At 66.1% G+C, this 17295-nt stretch carries 16 protein-coding genes; 9 read left to right on the top strand and 7 right to left on the bottom strand.

Features of this window, described 5'->3' with window-relative positions; genetic code table 11:
- The first annotated feature begins 7 nt into the window (after window positions 1-7).
- The 6 genes from QW861_RS24070 (at window position 8) to QW861_RS24045 (ending at window position 6806) form a co-directional block, all read left to right on the top strand.
- Window positions 8-1342 carry a copper oxidase gene (locus QW861_RS24070; RefSeq protein ID WP_316193556.1) on the top strand — a complete coding sequence of 445 codons (1335 nt, stop codon included), beginning with the start codon at window positions 8-10 and terminating at the stop codon, window positions 1340-1342.
- Between the two features lie 47 nt (window positions 1343-1389).
- Window positions 1390-1848, top strand: a complete 459-nt coding sequence (locus QW861_RS24065; protein ID WP_316193555.1) for a cupredoxin family protein — start codon at window positions 1390-1392, stop codon at window positions 1846-1848.
- A 95-nt stretch (window positions 1849-1943) separates the two neighbouring features.
- On the top strand, window positions 1944-2240 hold the full coding sequence (locus tag QW861_RS24060; protein ID WP_316169351.1) for a copper-binding protein: 297 nt from the start codon (window positions 1944-1946) through the stop codon (window positions 2238-2240).
- A gap of 177 nt (window positions 2241-2417) precedes the next feature.
- Window positions 2418-2711 (top strand): DUF1330 domain-containing protein, encoded by a 294-nt coding sequence (locus tag QW861_RS24055; protein ID WP_316169352.1) that lies wholly within the window; start codon window positions 2418-2420, stop codon window positions 2709-2711.
- 346 nt (window positions 2712-3057) lie between these two features.
- Window positions 3058-5289: a tetratricopeptide repeat protein gene (locus QW861_RS24050; protein WP_316193554.1), complete on the top strand. Its 2232-nt coding sequence runs from the start codon at window positions 3058-3060 to the stop codon at window positions 5287-5289.
- Window positions 5290-5636: 347 nt separating this feature from the next.
- Window positions 5637-6806, top strand: a complete 1170-nt coding sequence (locus QW861_RS24045; RefSeq protein ID WP_316186709.1) for a TAXI family TRAP transporter solute-binding subunit — start codon at window positions 5637-5639, stop codon at window positions 6804-6806.
- A 21-nt stretch (window positions 6807-6827) separates the two neighbouring features.
- Here QW861_RS24045 and maiA read toward each other — a convergent pair whose 3' ends face one another.
- Both maiA and QW861_RS24035 read right to left on the bottom strand, forming a co-directional pair.
- Window positions 6828-7499 carry a maleylacetoacetate isomerase gene (gene maiA, locus QW861_RS24040; RefSeq protein ID WP_315752695.1) on the bottom strand — a complete coding sequence of 224 codons (672 nt, stop codon included), beginning with the start codon at window positions 7497-7499 and terminating at the stop codon, window positions 6828-6830.
- An 81-nt stretch (window positions 7500-7580) separates the two neighbouring features.
- Window positions 7581-7928, bottom strand: a complete 348-nt coding sequence (locus QW861_RS24035) for a MerR family transcriptional regulator (RefSeq protein WP_315752694.1) — start codon at window positions 7926-7928, stop codon at window positions 7581-7583.
- A gap of 85 nt (window positions 7929-8013) precedes the next feature.
- Here QW861_RS24035 and QW861_RS24030 point away from each other — a divergent pair, with 85 nt between their 5' ends.
- Window positions 8014-9024, top strand: coding sequence for an NAD(P)-dependent alcohol dehydrogenase (locus QW861_RS24030; protein WP_316169356.1), 1011 nt, complete (start codon window positions 8014-8016; stop codon window positions 9022-9024).
- Between the two features lie 201 nt (window positions 9025-9225).
- Here QW861_RS24030 and QW861_RS24025 read toward each other — a convergent pair whose 3' ends face one another.
- Window positions 9226-9741: a cytochrome family protein gene (locus QW861_RS24025; RefSeq protein WP_315752692.1), complete on the bottom strand. Its 516-nt coding sequence runs from the start codon at window positions 9739-9741 to the stop codon at window positions 9226-9228.
- Window positions 9742-10716: 975 nt separating this feature from the next.
- Between QW861_RS24025 and flhA the strand changes: the two genes are divergently transcribed.
- On the top strand, window positions 10717-12843 hold the full coding sequence (gene flhA, locus QW861_RS24020) for a flagellar biosynthesis protein FlhA (protein WP_315714040.1): 2127 nt from the start codon (window positions 10717-10719) through the stop codon (window positions 12841-12843).
- Between the two features lie 372 nt (window positions 12844-13215).
- Window positions 13216-13416, top strand: a complete 201-nt coding sequence (locus tag QW861_RS24015; protein WP_315714039.1) for a hypothetical protein — start codon at window positions 13216-13218, stop codon at window positions 13414-13416.
- Between the two features lie 131 nt (window positions 13417-13547).
- Here the strand turns inward: QW861_RS24015 and QW861_RS24010 are convergent, their stop codons facing one another.
- From QW861_RS24010 to fliI, 4 genes are all read right to left on the bottom strand, one after another.
- Window positions 13548-14540 (bottom strand): anti-sigma factor domain-containing protein, encoded by a 993-nt coding sequence (locus tag QW861_RS24010; protein WP_315752691.1) that lies wholly within the window; start codon window positions 14538-14540, stop codon window positions 13548-13550.
- Window positions 14541-14590: 50 nt separating this feature from the next.
- The gene (locus tag QW861_RS24005; RefSeq protein WP_315714037.1) at window positions 14591-15139 is read right to left on the bottom strand and encodes a sigma-70 family RNA polymerase sigma factor; all 549 of its coding nucleotides are present in this window, start codon (window positions 15137-15139) and stop codon (window positions 14591-14593) included.
- 153 nt (window positions 15140-15292) lie between these two features.
- Complete coding sequence (gene fliJ, locus QW861_RS24000) at window positions 15293-15712, bottom strand: flagellar export protein FliJ (protein WP_315714036.1); 420 nt, start codon at window positions 15710-15712, stop codon at window positions 15293-15295.
- Window positions 15713-15821: 109 nt separating this feature from the next.
- Entirely contained in the window at window positions 15822-17144 is a 1323-nt protein-coding gene (fliI, locus tag QW861_RS23995; RefSeq protein WP_315714035.1) for a flagellar protein export ATPase FliI, read from the bottom strand.
- Window positions 17145-17295 lie beyond the last annotated feature (151 nt).

Here is a 17295-nt window from a genome sequence, read left to right as displayed (position 1 = left end):
AGCCAACATGTTGTCCCGCCGAACCCTGCTCGGCTCCGCGGCGCTGGCCGGCGCCTCCGCCGTCTCCGGCCGCGTCCAGGCTGCCTCCATTCCGGAGGCGCCGACCATGGACAAGGCCGTGATGCAGCCGCCGTTGCATCCCAGCGCCGGCCCGGACTATCAGCCCGTGGTCACGCTCAACGGCTGGTCGCTGCCGTTCCGCATGAACGGCGACTGGAAGGAATTCCATCTCGTCGCCGAGCCGGTCACACGCGAGTTCGCGCCCGGCATGACCACGCATCTGTGGGGCTACAACGGCCAATCGCCGGGCCCGACCATCGAGGCGGTCGAGGGCGACAAGCTCCGCATCTTCGTCACCAACAGATTGCCGGAATATACCACCGTACATTGGCATGGCGTGATCCTGCCCTGCGGCATGGACGGCGTCGGCGGCCTGACGCAGCCGCACATCAAGCCCGGCAAGACCTTCGTCTACGAGTTCGAGATGAAGCATGCCGGCACCTTCATGTATCACCCGCACGCCGACGAGATGGTGCAGATGGCGATGGGCATGATGGGCATGATCGTCGTGCATCCGCGCGACAACCTGCCGCCGCCGGTCGACCGCGACTTCGTGTTCGTGATGTCGACCTACCGCATCGAGCCCGGCAGCTATCTGCCGAAGGTCAACGAGATGACCGACTTCAACATGTGGACCTGGAATGCGCGGGTGTTTCCCGGCATCGATTCCTTGCCGGTGCGGCTCGGCGATCGCGTCCGCATCCGCATCGGCAATCTCACCATGACCAACCATCCGATCCACCTCCACGGCCACAAGTTCAAGGTGATCGGCACCGACGGCGGCTGGCTTCCCGAAACGGCGCAATTCCCGGAGACCACGACCGACGTGCCGGTCGGCGCGGTGCGCGTACTCGACTTCACCGCCGACAACCCCGGCGACTGGGCGTTCCATTGCCACAAGTCGCATCACACGATGAATGCGATGGGCCACGACATGCGCAACCTGATCGGCGTACCGCGCAAGGAGCTGGCCGCCGCCGTCGGCAAGCTCGCGCCCGACGGCATGGTGATGGGCAACACCGGCATGGCGATGGGCAACATGGAGATGCCGGCCCCCGACAACACGCTGCCGATGATGACCGGCAGCGGCCAGTTCGGGCCGATCGAGATGGGCGGCATGTTCACGACCGTGAAGGTGCGCGAGGGCCTCGCCCGCGACGACTACCGCGATCCCGGCCCGTATCAGTTTCCCAAGGGCACTGTGGCCTATGAGGTCGCAAGCGCGCCGGAGCCGGTGCGGCGAAGCGACGGCACACCGACGCAGGTCCGCACCCAGCGCTGAATTCACCAAACACCGCATCAACCGACGACCACCATCAGGAGATATCCATGAAGACTGCATTCGCGATCAGCGCAATGGCGGCGGCCGCTCTGATCGTAGCACCGGCCCGTGGCCATGAGCAGCACGGATCGCGCGGCTATTCCGCCGGTGAGCCGGGTGATCCCAAACAGCCGTCACGCACCATCGAGGTGCTGCTGAGCGAGATGGAGTTCACGCCGGCGCGCATCGAGGTGAAGCGCGGCGAGCAGATCCGCTTCGTGCTGCGCAACACCGGCAAGGAGGATCACGAGTTCCTGCTCGCCACCAAGGCCGAGAACCTGAAGCACGCCGCGGTCATGAAGAAGCACCCGCATATGGAGCACGACGAGCCCAACGGCGCCCGGCTCGCGCCGAACAAGACCGCCGAGCTGCTGTGGCGGTTCACCAAGCCCGGCACGTTCGAATATTCCTGCCTGATCCCGGACCACCGCGAGTACGGCATGACCGGCCACGTCGCCGTGAAGTGACGGATGAAGCCGTCCCGACAACGCGTAGGGCGGATCATCGCCGCGTCATCCGCCCTACGCCTCGCCATGAGTTCACCAGTAGAAGGAAACACATCATGAAGTCGTTCTCTCAGCTCGCGACCGCCGCCGCGTTGGTTCTCGCTCTCGCGACCCCTGCCCTCGCCGCCGAGGCCATCAGCGGCGACGTCAAGAAGGTCGATGAGGCCAACGCCAAGATCACGCTCCACCACGGCCCGGCCAAGAGTCTTGGCATGGACGGGGCCATGACCATGGTCTACCGCGTCAAGGACGCTGCGCTGCTGAGAGGCCTCAAGGCCGGCGACAAGGTGAAGTTCGAGGCGGTCGAGGACGCCTCCGGCTACACGGTGACCAAGATCGAGAAGGGCAAGTAGGCGGCAGCGTTTCGAGCCGTCCCCTTCTCCACCGCCATTCCGGGGCGCGCGCGGCGACGACGTCGCCGGACAGCGCGAGCCCGGAATGACGTGCGGATGGATCAGGCCACGAACCGGTGGCCGGTTTGCTTTCCAAGTTCGGATCGTATGATCGCGGCTCCCTGCGCGGAGCATGCCATGAAAGCCTATCTCGTCCTCGATCTCGCCGTTCACGACTTCGCAGCATTCAAGGTCTACATCGAGGCGATCCCCGCTTTCATCGCCAGGCACGGCGGCCGTTATATCGTGCAAGGTGCGATGCCGACTCCGGTCGAAGGCAACTGGACGCCGGAGCGGATGGTGATCCTCGAATTCCCGTCGCGGCAGAACGCGACCGGCTTTCTCAGCGATCCCGACATCCAGGAGCTGTTCGCGATCCGGCACCGCACCACGACGAGCCGGCTGGTGCTGGTCGACGGCTGCACCGAGTGAGCGTGCGTTGCAATGTTGTGCAGGTGGACAGCGCACAGCTTGGCAAGACCCCTATAGCCCGGCGCGACATCCGCAAGCGGCGGATCACGCTGCGCTGATCCGCCGTACGCGAGCTGCCCCTGTCATTCGGGCGCAAAGACCGTTCGCCATCGTGCCGTTAACCATTTGCTAACCATGGCGCGGGCAAGCTTCGCCGCGTCGCGCTGCGCGTGGCCGGCGACCGGACGACCACAGGACATCCTGGGCTTTGCTGCCGCCGGGCATGGCGGCGGGCCGGTTGCCGGCCGCAGCGCGCCGCTGCGGCGTCCGACGCCATGCCGTCCTGTCTGTCCGGAGACCCAAGTCCTTGAGCACCGTCGGTTCGCGCGCCTTCCAGAAGGCGCGGCAGGAAAAGAAGCAGAAGAAGCTCGTCGAGACGCAGCTGACGACGGCGTACAAGGCCTTCCAGGCCGGACGCCAGGCGGAGGCGCAGGCGCTGTGCGCGAAGCTGCTGCAGGAGGTCCCCGGCTGCTTCGATGCCATGCATCTGCTCGGCGTGTCGCTGGTGTCATCGGCGCGCTTCGCCGAGGCCACCGCCTTCCTGACGCAGGCCGTCGCGATGGAGCCGAATTCCGCCGACGCGCAGTCCAATCTCGGCTGGGCGCTGATCAATTGCGAGCGCTACGAGGAGGCGCGCGCCGCGCTGGAGCGATCGCTGGCGCTGCGCCCGAATGCGCCGATCACCTTGCGCAACCTCGCAATCGCGCTGCTGCGGCTCGGACAGGGCGAGGCCTCGCTCGCGGCCGCGACCCGCGCCCTCGAGCTCAAGCCGGACGACGTCGATGCCTGGTGCAATCGCAGCGTCGCCGAGCTGATGCTGCGGCGGTGGGACGCCGCTGCCGCCAGCGCCGAGCGCGCGCTGGCCTTCAACCCGAACCATTTCGAGGCCACGGTCAACAAGGGCCTCGCCCATCTCGAGCTGCACCATTTCGAGCTGGCGGAAGCGACCTTCAATGCGGCGCTGGCGGCACGCCCGGCCCACGCCGAGCTGCGGGCGCATCGCGGCCGGCTCTACATGATCTCCGGACGCACGGCGGAAGCCGAAGCCGATTTCGACGCCGCCGTGACGCTCGATCCCAATCTGCAACTGGGATGGCAGGGCAAGGCGCAGATCTGCATCCTCAACGGCAACGTCGCGCAGGCGATGGCCGCCTGCAAGCGCGTGCTCGACACCAATCCGAAGGCGCAGGTCGCGCTCACTTTGCTCGGCGCCTGTCGCGGCCGGCTCGGCGACGTCGCAGGCGCCATCGCCCAGTTCGACCAGGCGCTCGCGGTGCAGCCGGACTATGACGAGGCGATCACCAAGAAGATCTTCTATCTCGACTTCCTGCCCGGCGCCGACTTCGCGGTCCAGCAGGCGGCGCGGCAATATTGGTGGATGGCGGTCGGCTCCAAATTCCCGCGCCGCAAACTTGCGCCGCGTTCGCTCGATCCCGACCGGCGCATCGTCGTCGGCTACGTCTCGGCCGACTTCCGCATGCATTCGGCGGCCTTCGCCTTCCTGCCCGTGCTGCGCGGCCACGACAAGACGCAGGTCCAGGTCAACTGCTACTCGACCTCGCCGCGGCACGATTCCTACACCGCGACGTTCCAGTCGATCGCCGACGTCTGGGTCGAGGCCTCGAGCCTGTCCGACGACGAGCTCGCCGACCGCATCCAGGCCGACGGCGTCGACATCCTGGTCGATCTCTCCGGCTACACCACGGGCACGCGCATGCCGGTGTTCGCGCGCAAGCCGGCGCCGATCCAGGTCACGGCCTGGGGCAGCGGCACCGGCACGGGCCTTGCCACCATGGACTACTTCTTCGCCGATCCGGTCACGGTGCCCGAGAGCGTCCGGCCGCTGTTCGCCGAGCACGTCCACGACCTGCCCTCGGTGATCACGATCGATCCGGTGCTCGACGTTCCGCCGTCGCCGCTGCCGATGCTGACGAACGGCCACGTCACCTTCGGCGTCTACAACCGCATCGACAAGATCTCCGACGCGGCGATCGCGCTGTGGGCGCGGCTGCTCGCCGAGATCCCTGACGCGAAGCTCGTCGTCAAGCATCTCGCGCTGAACGATCCCGCGGTGCGCGACGGGCTGCTCGCCCGCTTCGTCGCACACGGCGTGCCCGAGGCGCGCATCCTCTGCCTCGGCGCCAGCGAGCGCGTCGAGCATCTCAAGTCCTACGAGCGCATCGACATCTCGCTCGACCCGTTCCCGCAGAACGGCGGCATCTCGACGTTCGAATCGCTCTACATGGGCGTGCCGGTCGTCGCCAAGCTCGGCGCCGGCGCGGCCTCGCGCGCCGCCGGCGGCATCCTGACCGCGGCCGGCCTCGCCGACTGGGTCGCCGGCGATGATGACGGCTACATCCGGATCGCCAAGAGCTTTGCCGCGCAGCCCGAGCTGCTGGTGAAGCTGCGGCCCGAACTACCCGGCCTGGTCGCGCGCTCGGCGGCTGGCGACGTCGCCAACTACACGCGCTGCGTCGAAGCCGGCTATCGGCAGTTCTGGCGGGACTATTGCGCCAAGGGAAGCAAGGCCGGCGCCTGATCGCGCCGTGCCAAGGCCTCGATCTCGCAGCAGCCCTCGACGACCGATCGCACGAACGTCCGGCTTCGACCGCCCCCTGCAACCGCAAGCTGCATCGATTTCCGCTGTGCCATTTTGGCCGCGTGCGATGAGGCGACGACTCTCGGACTGATACCACGGCGTTTCTCCGTCCAGACCAAGGCGCAATCAAGCCCATGGCTTTTTGGTGGCGAGGATGCGCCTCGCAGCAGCTCCGGTTGCGCCCAACCGGCGAGTAGTAGACCTCATTCCTCAACCAAGGAGATAATGCGCGAAAATCGGCCGCGCCTCGCGATCGCCGTGTGGCCGGCAACGGAGGAATTTGGGGCATGCGGGTCGCGTTGTTGAGTTGCGTCGTTGCGGCGGGATTGAGTCTGGCGGCACCGTTGCTGCCGGCCATGGCACAGACGGCGCGGACCGGAAGGCCGGCGGCGGCAACGGCCGCTGCGGCCGGCGAAGGCGGCAAGCTGCAGGAGTCCAACGAATGGACGGTCGGCGTCGCCGGCGGCCTGCTCGAAGGCACCAACATCCGTTTTGCCGCCGAGATGGCCAAGGTGCTCGACGACCGCCCGAACCTGCGCGTGCTGCCGATGGTGACCTACGGCGCGCTCGGCAACATCGAGGACCTGCTGTATCTGCGCGGCGTCGACGTCACCATCACCTCGGCCGACGTGCTCGACGAGTTCGTCCGCAACGGCACGCTCGCCAACATCAAGAACCGGATCCGCTACATCTGCTCGTTCTACATCAACGAGATGCATGTCTACGTCCGCCCGGAGATCAGGACGCTGGAGGATCTCGCCGGCAAGAAGGTCTCCTTCAACACCGTGGGCAGCGCCGCCAACCTCACCGGCGGCATCGTGTTCGACCGGCTCAAGATCGGCGCGGAAAAGGTGTTCATCAACAATTCGGTGGCGCTGGAGAAGATGCGCAGTGGCGAGATCGCCGGCGTCGTCCACGTCACGGGCAAGCCGACCGACCTGTTCGCCAAGTTCAAGCCCGAGCCGGGCTTCCACTTCCTTCCGATTCCGTTTGCGCGCAGCCTGCAGGACTACTACGTGCCGACCAAGCTGACCTCGCAGGACTATCCCAATCTGCTCAAGCCCGGCGAGAGCGTCGAGACGATCGGCGTGCCGCAGGTGCTGGCGGTCTACAACTGGCCGCCGGAGACCGAGCGCTACCGCCGCGTCGCGCGCTTCGTCGACTATCTGTTCAAGCGGTTCGACCAGTTCAAGCAGCCGCCGTTCCATCCGAAATGGAACGAGATCAACCTCGCCTCCTCGCTGCCCGGCTGGACCCGCTTCCGCGCCGCGGAGGAGCTTTTGGCCAGCACGCGCCCGCCGCAGGCCGACGGCGCCGCCATCAAGCAGCAGTTCGACGAGTGGATGAGCACGCGGGCGCCGACCGGCGGCCGGCGGATGAGCGAGGACGAGACCAGGGTCCTGTTCGAGCAGTTCCGCGACTGGATGAAGCGGGACGGCGGCCAGCCGGCGCGATAGCGCCGATGGTCGTGGCGTCGACTACGACACCGCCGGCTTGCGGCGCAGCGCCGCCGGCGTGTCGGGTTGCGCCAGCGGATGGGCGGACGCGAACGCCGGCAGCGCCATCGCGGCCTCGACGACGCGCTGCACCGTCGGCGTCGCGGCGAGGTCGAGGCCTTTATTGCGCGCGAAGACGGCGTGGCCGGCGAGGCAGATGTCGGCCATCGTCGGCGCATCGCCATGGCAGAACCGGCCGGTCGCGACATGGCCTGCAAGCTGGGCCTCGATCGCGACCAGCATCTCCGACGCCCAGTGCCTGAGCCAGGCCGCGCGCGCCGCGTCGTCCACGTGCAGCACCTCGGTGAGATAGCGCTGCACCCGCGGCGTCGTCAGCGGATGCGCATCGCAGGCGATCATCGCCGCCAGCGCCCTCACCCGCGCGCGCCCCTTGGCATCGGCAGGCAGCAGCGCAGCGCCCGGACAGGCTTCGTCGAGATATTCGAGGATCGCCAGCGACTGCGTCAGCACGGTGCCGTCGTCGAGCACCAGCGCCGGCAGCGCCATCTGCGGGTTGAGCGCGGCATAGGCCTCGTCGCGATGCTGCTGCCGGTCGACATCGACCGCGACCTGCTGATAGGCGATGCCCTTGAGGTTGAGCGCGATGCGCACGCGAAAGCTCGCCAGCGACTGCCAGAACGAATAGAGCTTCATGCGGGTCCCCCTGGGCGGGCGAGTGAATGTCGACGTCTTCGATCGATCCGTCGCCCACGGTCGACATTCGATATCCGGCGATCAGTTCACGCTCGAGATGAAGCCTGCGAGAATCGTCCGGCTCTGGCTGAGTGCCTCGATGCGTTGATCGATGATGCCGACCTGCTGCGCCAGTATTCTTCGCAAATTGTCGCAAGGCCTGAAATCTGGACGGTTGTTGCGCACGCAGGGGAGCAACTGCTTGATCGTCTCGAGCGTCATGCCGGCGGAGCCGAGCAGTTTGATCCGGCGCACGGCTTCCTCGTCCGCCGGCCCGTAGTCGCGGTAACCGGACGAGGTTCGGTGCGGCGCAAGCAAGCCTTCGTCCTCGTAGTAACGCAGCATCCGGATGCTGACTCCCGTCCTCCGGGAAAGTTCGCCGATCTTCACCTGAAAACCTCTTGACCCTGACAGCGCTGTCAGACCTTACAGATCGTGCTCATCCAAGTGGAGTCCCCTTGTGACGGGAGCAACGATGAAAGCCTATCATTTGAATGGCCATGCGGGCGCGGGTCGCCTGGTGCGCACCGACGTCATCAAACCTGAACCCGCCCCTGGCGAGGTCCGCATTCGGGTCGAGGCGGCAAGTCTCAACTACCGCGACCTCCTGATCCTCGACCGAGCGGGTGAAGGCGGTTTCGACCGCCGCGTCCCGCTCTCCGACGGCGCAGGCATCGTTGATGCCGTAGGCTCCGATGTCGTTCAATGGCGCCCGGGCGACCGTGTGGCCGCATCGTTCTTTCGCGATTGGATTTCCGGGCCGTTCAAGGCGAGCTATGTTCCGTCAGCCCTCGGCGGCAGCACGATGGATGGCATGCTGGCGGAGTACGTGGTGCTGCCGGCGACGGCGCTGGTCCCCGTGCCGGCGCACCTCACGTCGATCGAAGCCGCGACCTTGCCCTGTGCCGGCGTGACGGCCTGGCACGGCCTCATCACCCGTGGCGGAATGGGCAAGGCCGACACGCTGCTGGTCCAGGGAACCGGCGGCGTCGCGCTGTTCGGCCTTCAGTTCGCGGCCGCGCTGGGCGCGCGCGCGATCGTCATCTCGTCCTCGGATGAGAAGCTCGCCCGCGCCCAGGCGCTCGGCGCCTCGATCCTGATCAACTACCGCGACACGCCCGATTGGGATGTGGCCGTGATGAAAGCGACGGACGGCGAAGGCGCCACGCATGTCCTCGAGCTCGGCGGCCCCGGCACCTACGACCGATCGCTGCGGTCGGTCGCGTCGGGTGGCAAGATCGTCCAGATCGGTGTCTTGACGGGGTTCGGCCCCAAGCCCGACCTCGCCCGCCTGCAGTGGGAGAATGCCGACATCATCGGCGTCACCGTGGGTTCGGTCGAACATTTCACGGCCATGAATCGATTCCTGGCCGAACACGCGATCCACCCGATCGTCGATCGGGTCTACGACTTTGACGACGCTCCCGAAGCGTTCGCCCGTCTCCGGTCCGGCTCGCACTTCGGCAAGATCGTTGTGAAGCTATAGGCGAGAGGATGTGAGCACTTCGCCGATCTGCGACGCCGGAAAGCGCATCCCCCCCGGAGTTGGCACAATCTCTCCGGGTTGGAATCAACCCACGCAACAAACCGAGGGGTCGATCACGCCTCGCTGATCCGCACGCGTGGCCCCGGCCGGCAGCAGCGCCGGACGGCGCGTGACCGATCGTGCCTCACCGTCCCCCTGCTGTCACTCCGCACCGGCCGTGAAGTCCTGGTCGGCAACGCTGGCGGTCTGCGGCACCTTGATGACCACGGCGGCGCGATTGAGCGCCTGGTGGCAGGAATTGCAGGCGGCGGTGAGGTCGGCATAGGAGCGCTCGAAGCGGCCGATGTCCTTCTGCTTGATGGCCTGCGCCAGTTCGTCGAACGGCTGCTGCGTCACGGCCGTCGTCATGTCGGCAAACGAATTGCCCTCGACCAGTGGCTGCGCCCGGCTGACGCGGTTGAACGCGCCCTTGAGATTGCCGAGCTCATAGGCGCTGAACGCCCAGTTGCCGCTATGGCCGGCGATCCAGAGCCTGAGATGGCGCGGCTGGATGGTCGCGATCATCAGGTCGCTGACGGTCGGCAGGTAGGCTGGCGCCGGGGTCGGTGTCGGCGTCTCCGCCCTGGGCGCGGCGACCGCGATGAGCGATGCAAGCCCGGCCAGGCCAGCGGCCGTCGCTGTCAGCCGCAGACCATGGGGGAGCTTCTGTCGACGCATTTTCGGTTCTCCTGAATTCAATTTAGAAGCCTTCTAAAGAGCAGCATCCCCCGCCGCCAATCGCAAACGCTGATCGCAGCGATCAGAAAAACTTGATGCCGCGCGCCGCGCGACACGCACGATATCGACACATTGCTCGGCGCCACGCGCGCAACCGGACGACGCGCAAGAGCCGAGACCCGGGTCAGCAGAAAACCTGAATTTTGATTTGGCGAAATATTCTTGTTTCATTTTTTCCGAAATCGTGTATATGATCTCCCATCCTGCTTCCGCCGGAGGGGCGTGTCGCGACCGTCACGAGACGTGGGAGGTGGGATGCGATGGGCGCAGGGAATCGCAGCGTGGCCTATGGCCGCGCGGACGAACGGTTCGTTGCGCACGGCGAAGTCGTGCGGTCCTGATACCCCGACGCTGGTATCAAGCGGGTGGCGGTGCTCACGCATTGCGCCTGTGATGGTGGCCAACAAGCCCGGCGCACCAGGGAGACCACGTATAAGCCGTTCCAACCGTCGCGCAGGGAAGGCCGGGTGTTTCGGCCAGACCTGTGGTGACTGCCGCCTGCTTTTTTTGCTGCAGGCGGGCCACGGGCGCGGCCAGCGCCCGGCCTTCCCTGCGCCCTCCATCCGATCGAGGGCGGACCTGACGCACAACTCGGGCGCGCGGCGCCGCGAGACCGTGGGCGCACGCCAACCAAGCCGATGCAGGAGACCGACCGATGCAGACCAGCGCCTGGCTCGCCAAGTGCGCCCGCTCTCCTGCCCCCGCAACCCTTTGTTAACCGCCATTAACCGAACGCTAACCAACCACCGGGCAAAAATTGCCGGGTGGAATGTGCGTGTCGTGGTTGGGTGCAGTTGACGGAGGAGACCTTCCGTGGACGCCGGCGCGGTACCTCAGTTTCGGAACGGCGGCCCTGCGGCCGTCGCGCAGTCGTTTGGGGCCGGCACACGCGGCCCGCGGGAAGGGGCGAAAGCCATGGTCGACGTCACGGCGGGTCAGGGGGTCGGATCTCCGGCCGGCGGGTTCTCATTCGCTGACCTCAAGACAGCAGTCCTGCGCGGCGACATCGCGCTGGCGCTCGGCATCCTCACCATCCTGGTGGTGCTGATCCTGCCGCTGCCCTCGCTGGTGCTCGATCTGTTCCTGGCGATCTCGATCACCCTGTCGATCCTGATCCTGATGACCGCCTTGTTCATCCAGGCGCCGCTGGAATTCTCCTCCTTTCCGACCATCCTGCTGATCTCGACGATGCTCCGGCTGTCGCTGAACCTGGCCTCGACCCGGCTGATCCTGTCGCGTGGCCACGAGGGCACCGATGCCGCCGGCCACGTCATCGAGGCGTTCGGCAACTTCGTGATGAGCGGCAATTTCGTCATCGGCATCATCGTGTTCGCGATCCTGGTGACGGTGAACTTCGTCGTCATCACCAAGGGTTCGGGCCGCATCGCCGAGGTCGCGGCGCGCTTCCATCTGGACTCCATGCCCGGCAAGCAGATGGCGATCGACGCCGACCTCTCCGCCGGCCTGATCGACGAGAAGGTCGCCAAGATCAGGCGCAAGGAGCTGGAGGACGAAAGCGGCTTCTTCGGCGCCATGGACGGTGCCTCCAAATTCGTCCGCGGCGACGCGGTCGCCGGCCTGCTCGTCGTCTTCATCAACATCATCGGCGGCATCATCATCGGCGTCGCCCAGCAGGGTCTCGGCTTTGCCGAGGCCGCCCGCACCTACACCACGCTGACCGTCGGCGACGGCCTCGTCACCCAGGTGCCGGCGCTGATCGTCTCGACCGCCGCGGGCCTCCTGGTCTCCAAGGCCGGCGTCAGCGGTGCCGCCGACAAGGCGCTGATCAAGCAGTTCTCGGGCTATCCGCAGGCGCTCGGCATGTCGGCCGCCGTGATGCTGGTGCTGGCGCTGCTGCCGGGCATCCCGACCCTTCCGTTCCTGGCGCTCGGCGGCGGCGCCGCCGCGCTCGCCCTCAAGGCGCGCAAGCAGAAGGAGGTCGCGAAGGCCGAGGAGGTCGCCGCGGCTGCAGCGCCGGCGGCGGCTGCCACCGCCGCGGCCGCCGAGGAGCCGATCTCGGCCGCGCTCAAGATCGACGACCTCAAGATCGAGCTCGGCTATGCGCTGCTGCCGCTCGTGAACGCACCCGACGGCACCGACCGCCTGACCGACCAGATCAAGGCGCTGCGCCGGTCGCTGGCGATCGAGATGGGTTTCGTGATGCCGTCGGTGCGCATCCTCGACAACGTGCAGCTCGAGGCCAACACCTACATCATCAAGATCAAGGAGGTCGACGCCGGCTCCGGCAAGATCTGGCCGAGCCAGTTCATGGTCATGGACCCCGGCGGCAACCAGGTCGCGGTGCCCGGCATCCACACGACGGAGCCGACCTTCGGCCTGCCCGCCACCTGGGTCGACGCCGGCCTGAAGGAAGAGGCGACGCTCAAGGGCTACACGGTCGTCGACGCGGCGACCGTGCTGTCGACGCACCTGACCGAGCTGCTCAAGGCCAATATGAGCGACCTGCTGTCCTACGGCGAGGTGCAGAAGCTCCTGAAGGAGCTGCCGAAGGAGCAGAGCGAGCTGGTCAAGGACATCGTGCCGACGCAGATCACGATTTCCGGCATCCAGCGCGTGCTGCAACTGCTGTTATCGGAGCGCATCTCGATCCGCGACCTCTCGACCATCCTCGAAGGCATCGCCGACGCGCTCGCGTTCTCGCGCAACCCGGCAACGATCGTCGAGCACGTGCGCGCCCGCCTCGCCCGCCAGATCTGCGCCCAGAACACCTCGCCGATGGGCTACCTGCCGCTGATCGCGCTGTCGGCCAGGTGGGAGCAGGCGTTTGCGGAATCGCTGATCGGCCAAGGCGAGGAGCGCAGCCTCGCGATGCAGCCGTCGAAGCTGTCGGAGTTCATGACCGCGACGCGCGATGCGTTCGAGCGCGCCGCGCGCGAGGGCGAATCGCCGGTGCTGGTGACGTCGGCGGCGATCCGGCCGTTCGTCCGCTCGCTGGTCGAGCGCTTCCGCGCCCAGACCACGGTGCTGTCGCAGGCCGAGATCCATCCGCGCGCGCGGCTGAAGACGGTGGGGAGCGTGTGACGGCTGGCGTTGCGGAACCGCAGAATTCCGGGCGCGTTTGATCGGCGGGGCCGGCGCGAGGCGTCGGCTTTTGCCGTTTTTACCGGCGGACCACCCCTTGCTTTACCGCCACAGGCAAACGAATTCTTAATTTTGCGTTAGGTGGCTGAAATTTCATCCGCATACCGAACAACAAATCAAGTTATTGATATAGCTATATAAATTCATATTTTATCGACTTTCGATCGCGAAGCATCACGCCTTATCACACACTTGTGATGTGGCCTACGAAACAGAATTGAGGTTTCCTACGTTAGTTCACGCGAGACGATGAACCGGAAAGCCCCCGGCTCACACGAATCAGCGAAGGACGGAAGACGGCAGGAGGCTTCCATGAACCACTCGATTTACAGCGCGGATCGTACGACCCACCTCAAGATCGTGGTGGTTGCGCTCGTGGCTGGCATCGCAGTGGCCGGCCTCGGCATCTCCGCCCGACTGAATGCGGAGCCGAACTACGCGCAGACGGCAAAGGTCCTCAAGGCCGGTAAGCCGGTCGTGGTGACGAGCTCGGAGATGTCGGTGGTTCGCTGACAGGAATTCCCGGAATTCACGCGGTTCTCACAGCCCCCCAACTGGCCGCGTGGATATGTAGTAGACCCAACCCCAAGTCGACTACTGAAAACGCCCGCTCCCCACGGGCGTTTTCTCTTGTGGGCGTTGAATCACCGCGCCGACGGCACCGTCTCGATCAGCTTGCCGGTGAAAACGATCGGCCCGGTCGCCTGCCCGGTCGGCGACCCGCCCTCCGGCTCGACCGTGACCGCGTAGGTTGCGCGGTTGACGGTGTCGGCGTCGTAGGACGAGAGAACGGGACGGCTGGTAAAGTCGCTGCCGCCGATCACGCCGAGCGACCGAGGCTTCTGCAGCTTGTCGGACACGAGCCACAGCTCGAAGCTCTTGCCCGGCTCCGGCGCGGCGCCGACCCGGCGCACGGTGTAGCTCTTGCTGGCGGCATCGACGGTCAGGATGAAGGCCGGCGACGCCGCGTCCTTCTGCAGGAGGGCAACGAACTGGGCGGAGGGTTGCGCGACCGGCACCTTGACCTCGACAGTCTGAATCCGCGGCTTCGGCTGCAATGGCCGCGGCAGGAGGTCGGGTCGGTAAACCTGGACACCGACCAGCGCGAGCAGCACGGCCGCGAGCGCGGTCATGATGTTGGCAACCGCGCGCAATTGCCGGACCTTGGACGAAAGCTGAACGACATTGGTGTCGTCGTTCGCGATCTCGCCAGCCGCGAACGTGCTGCGTGTCGGCGTGATGACCGGCGCCGCGACCTCAGGCTCTGGTTCGCTGACGGGAGACGCATGGATCGGCGCAGCTTCCGCTTCGACAGGCGGGACCTCGGGAGGCGCGGGCTCGGGCTGAGCGGCAACGACCGGAGCCTCGACGATCGTCACCTGTCCAGCCGGCGCGCTCTCCGCGGTCGCGCGCAACCGCGCAATCTCGGCCTTGATGCGCTCCCACAGTTCGGGACGCGGCTCGACCAGCCCGACCATCTGATTGAGCGGACCGAGGCGAAATTCCCACGCCTGGACCAGCGCGACAAAATCCTTGTCGACCGCCATCATGGTCTCGACCTGCGCCCGTTCGGCGGCGTCGAGCGTCCCGAGCGCGTATTCCGCCGCCAGCGCGATATGGTCTTCGCTATACGCCATCACAGGTCCAGGTCACGTCCTACAAGGTCTCTCGCCGGTCCAACAGCACCTCATCCGAGACCGAGGCATTGGCGGATGTCCATCATGCTCCGCCTCAGCCAGGTCTTCACCGTGTTCACCGGCGCCTCGAACTTGGTCGCCAATTGCTCGCGGCTCCAGCCGTTATAGTAGGCGAGCAGCACGAGCTTCTGGCGGTCGGGCTCTAGCTGGCCGACGCATTCCAAAAGACGCTTGAGCTCCTCCGACATCTCGCGGCGCGCCAGCGGATCCGGCGTCTCGGCCGCAACCTCCAGCGCGGAGGGCTCATCCTCCAAAGACAGCTCACCGCGCTTTCGCACCAAGTCGATGGCGCGGTTGCGAGCGATGGCGGCCATCCAGGTGATCGGGGAAGAAACGGCCGGGTTGAACTGTGCGGCGTTGTTCCAGACCTTCACATAGGTCTCCTGGACGACCTCCTCGGCGAGGTCCTGTCGGTGCAAGATACGGAGCACGACGCCATAGAGTTTCGCGCGCGTCGCCGCGTAGAGGCGCTCGAAGGCGGCCTCGTCCCCTTTGGCAACAGCGGCAAGCAACCAGACCAGCTCTGCCGGCGTCAGCATTCAGCGTCCCCGAAAATCGCCCCACTCCCTCGTTCGAGCCTACGTCCTCCCGTAGCACAAGTCCTGGGCAACTCTCCACCGGGGCGGGCGCGACGAAAAACCCGGACCTCGCGGCCCGGGTTTTCGAAAGCGACAGCCGTGACGGCGACAGGCTCAGGCGATGACGCCGAGCCGGGCGCGCATCAGGCCGATAGAGTCCATGTCGGCCTGCTCGCGGGCGCTCTCCTCGGCCTTCTCGCGGGCCTGGTCACGCTCGTCGAGCAGCTCGACCTTCTTCATTTCCTCGAACGCCTCGGACAACGCGGCCTTGGCGTCCTCGAGCTGGGTGCGCAGCTCGTCGGCCGAGCGCGTCAGGTTTTCCCGGCGCTGGATCGCGGCCTTGGCGTAGGTCGGATAGGCAAAATGGGTCGGGTCGTTGATGCCGGCCCGCTCCTGCTCGGTCTGGATCTCCCGCTCGAGCTCAGCCGACATGCGCTGGAAGTCAGCGATCATGCCCTCGATCTGCGTCACCCGGCGGCGTTTCTCATCCACCTGAAATTTCTTTAGACGGATCAGCGTTTCGCGCGACTTCATCGACTCATACTCCCCAGAAGTCCCGTGTACGGCGCGGGACAGGGCCGGCCGCCCTTGCTGGGCTCGCCGACTAGGCTCGTTACATGGAGGGGATGATTACCCGACAAAGTTAGCTTTCCGTTTCCAAGCGCCCCAGGATCTGTTCCAGCTCCCGATACCCGTTCTGCAGCGTCGAGACCTCGTCCTTGCGCTGGCGCAGGAACGCCTCCAGCGGCTCGTGCAGCCGGATCGCCTCGTCGACCTCCGGACTGGAACCGGCGCGATAGGCACCGAGCCGGATCAGTTCCTCCATGTCGGCATAGGTCGCCATCACCTGGCGCGCCCGCATGATCGTCGGCAAGAATACGGGGTCGGCCGATTTCGGCATCGTGCGCGACACCGATTTCAGGACGTTGATCGCCGGATAGCGGCCGCGTTCGGCGATCGAACGCTGCATCACGACGTGGCCGTCGAGAATGCCGCGCACCGCATCCGCCACCGGCTCGTTGTGATCGTCGCCATCGACCAGCACCGTGAAGATCCCGGTGATGGTGCCCTCGCCGCTGCCCGGCCCCGCCCGCTCGAGCAGCTTCGGCAGCTCCGTGAACACCGTCGGCGTGTAGCCCTTCGCGGTCGGCGGTTCGCCGGCCGACAGCCCGATCTCGCGCTGCGCCATCGCAAAGCGCGTGACCGAGTCCATCAGACAAAGGACATCCTTGCCCTCGTCGCGAAAATATTCCGAGATCGCGAGCGTCAGATACGCCGCCTGCCTTCGCATCAGCGCCGGTTCGTCGGACGTCGCGACCACGACGACCGAGCGCGCGAGACCCTCCTCGCCGAGATCGTCCTGCAGGAACTCCTGCACCTCACGGCCGCGCTCGCCGATCAGCCCGATCACCGACACCGCCGCGTCGACGTTGCGCGCCAGCATCGACAGCAGCACCGATTTGCCGACGCCGGAACCGGCGAAGATGCCGAGTCGCTGGCCGCGGCAACAGGTGAGAAAGGTGTTCAATGCACGGACGCCGAGATCGAGCGGCGAGCCGACGCGCCGGCGCGAATGCGCCGGCGGCGGATTGTTCCGATAAGGAACCGGCGAGGCGCCCTGCGGCAGCGGCCCCTTGCCGTCGATCGGCTCGCCCATCGCATTGATGACTCGGCCGAGCCAGGCCGGCGACGGCCGCACCTGATTGGCGGCATTGGCGATCACGGCGCGGCAGCCGCGGCGCACGCCCTCCAGCCCGGCGAACGGCATCACCACGGCATTCTTGCCGGAGAAACCGATCACTTCGGCAGGGATGTAATTGTTGCCGGTCTCGATCACGATGCGCGCGCCGACCGACATCGCATGAATCGGCCCGGCGATCTCCACCATGAGTCCCTTCACGCCGACGACACGCCCATAGGTGTTCACGGCGTCGATGTCGCTGATCTGCTCGGCCAGAGCCTTCATTGCCAAAGCGCCTTCATTGCGAGAGAGCTGTCATTGGGCCAGAGCCTTCATTGCGAAAACCTTAAGTAGGGGCAGATTCGCGTCGTCGGCTTAACTCTGTGTTTACTCGCATCATTAATCATTACGTCATGGTCTGGAGTGACTGACGTGC

The organism is Bradyrhizobium sp. SZCCHNRI1029 (genome assembly GCF_032487555.1).
GTDB lineage: Bacteria > Pseudomonadota > Alphaproteobacteria > Rhizobiales > Xanthobacteraceae > Bradyrhizobium.
The sequence above is the reverse complement of the archived record's forward strand: the minus strand, read 5'-3'. Positions and strand labels throughout refer to the sequence as shown.

Bases quoted from the DNA above. Each gene is read 5' to 3' on its own strand.
- QW861_RS24070 (WP_316193556.1), top strand. From the start codon at position 8: ATGTTGTCCCGCCGAACCCTGCTCGGCTCCGCGGCGCTGGCCGGCGCC.
- QW861_RS24065 (WP_316193555.1), top strand. From the start codon at position 1,390: ATGAAGACTGCATTCGCGATCAGCGCAATGGCGGCGGCCGCTCTGATC.
- QW861_RS24060 (WP_316169351.1), top strand. From the start codon at position 1,944: ATGAAGTCGTTCTCTCAGCTCGCGACCGCCGCCGCGTTGGTTCTCGCT.
- QW861_RS24055 (WP_316169352.1), top strand. From the start codon at position 2,418: ATGAAAGCCTATCTCGTCCTCGATCTCGCCGTTCACGACTTCGCAGCA.
- QW861_RS24045 (WP_316186709.1), top strand. From the start codon at position 5,637: ATGCGGGTCGCGTTGTTGAGTTGCGTCGTTGCGGCGGGATTGAGTCTG.
- maiA (WP_315752695.1), bottom strand. From the start codon at position 7,499: ATGAAGCTCTATTCGTTCTGGCAGTCGCTGGCGAGCTTTCGCGTGCGC.
- QW861_RS24030 (WP_316169356.1), top strand. From the start codon at position 8,014: ATGAAAGCCTATCATTTGAATGGCCATGCGGGCGCGGGTCGCCTGGTG.
- QW861_RS24025 (WP_315752692.1), bottom strand. From the start codon at position 9,741: ATGCGTCGACAGAAGCTCCCCCATGGTCTGCGGCTGACAGCGACGGCC.
- flhA (WP_315714040.1), top strand. From the start codon at position 10,717: ATGGTCGACGTCACGGCGGGTCAGGGGGTCGGATCTCCGGCCGGCGGG.
- QW861_RS24015 (WP_315714039.1), top strand. From the start codon at position 13,216: ATGAACCACTCGATTTACAGCGCGGATCGTACGACCCACCTCAAGATC.
- QW861_RS24010 (WP_315752691.1), bottom strand. From the start codon at position 14,540: ATGGCGTATAGCGAAGACCATATCGCGCTGGCGGCGGAATACGCGCTC.
- QW861_RS24005 (WP_315714037.1), bottom strand. From the start codon at position 15,139: ATGCTGACGCCGGCAGAGCTGGTCTGGTTGCTTGCCGCTGTTGCCAAA.
- fliJ (WP_315714036.1), bottom strand. From the start codon at position 15,712: ATGAAGTCGCGCGAAACGCTGATCCGTCTAAAGAAATTTCAGGTGGAT.
- fliI (WP_315714035.1), bottom strand. From the start codon at position 17,144: ATGAAGGCTCTGGCCGAGCAGATCAGCGACATCGACGCCGTGAACACC.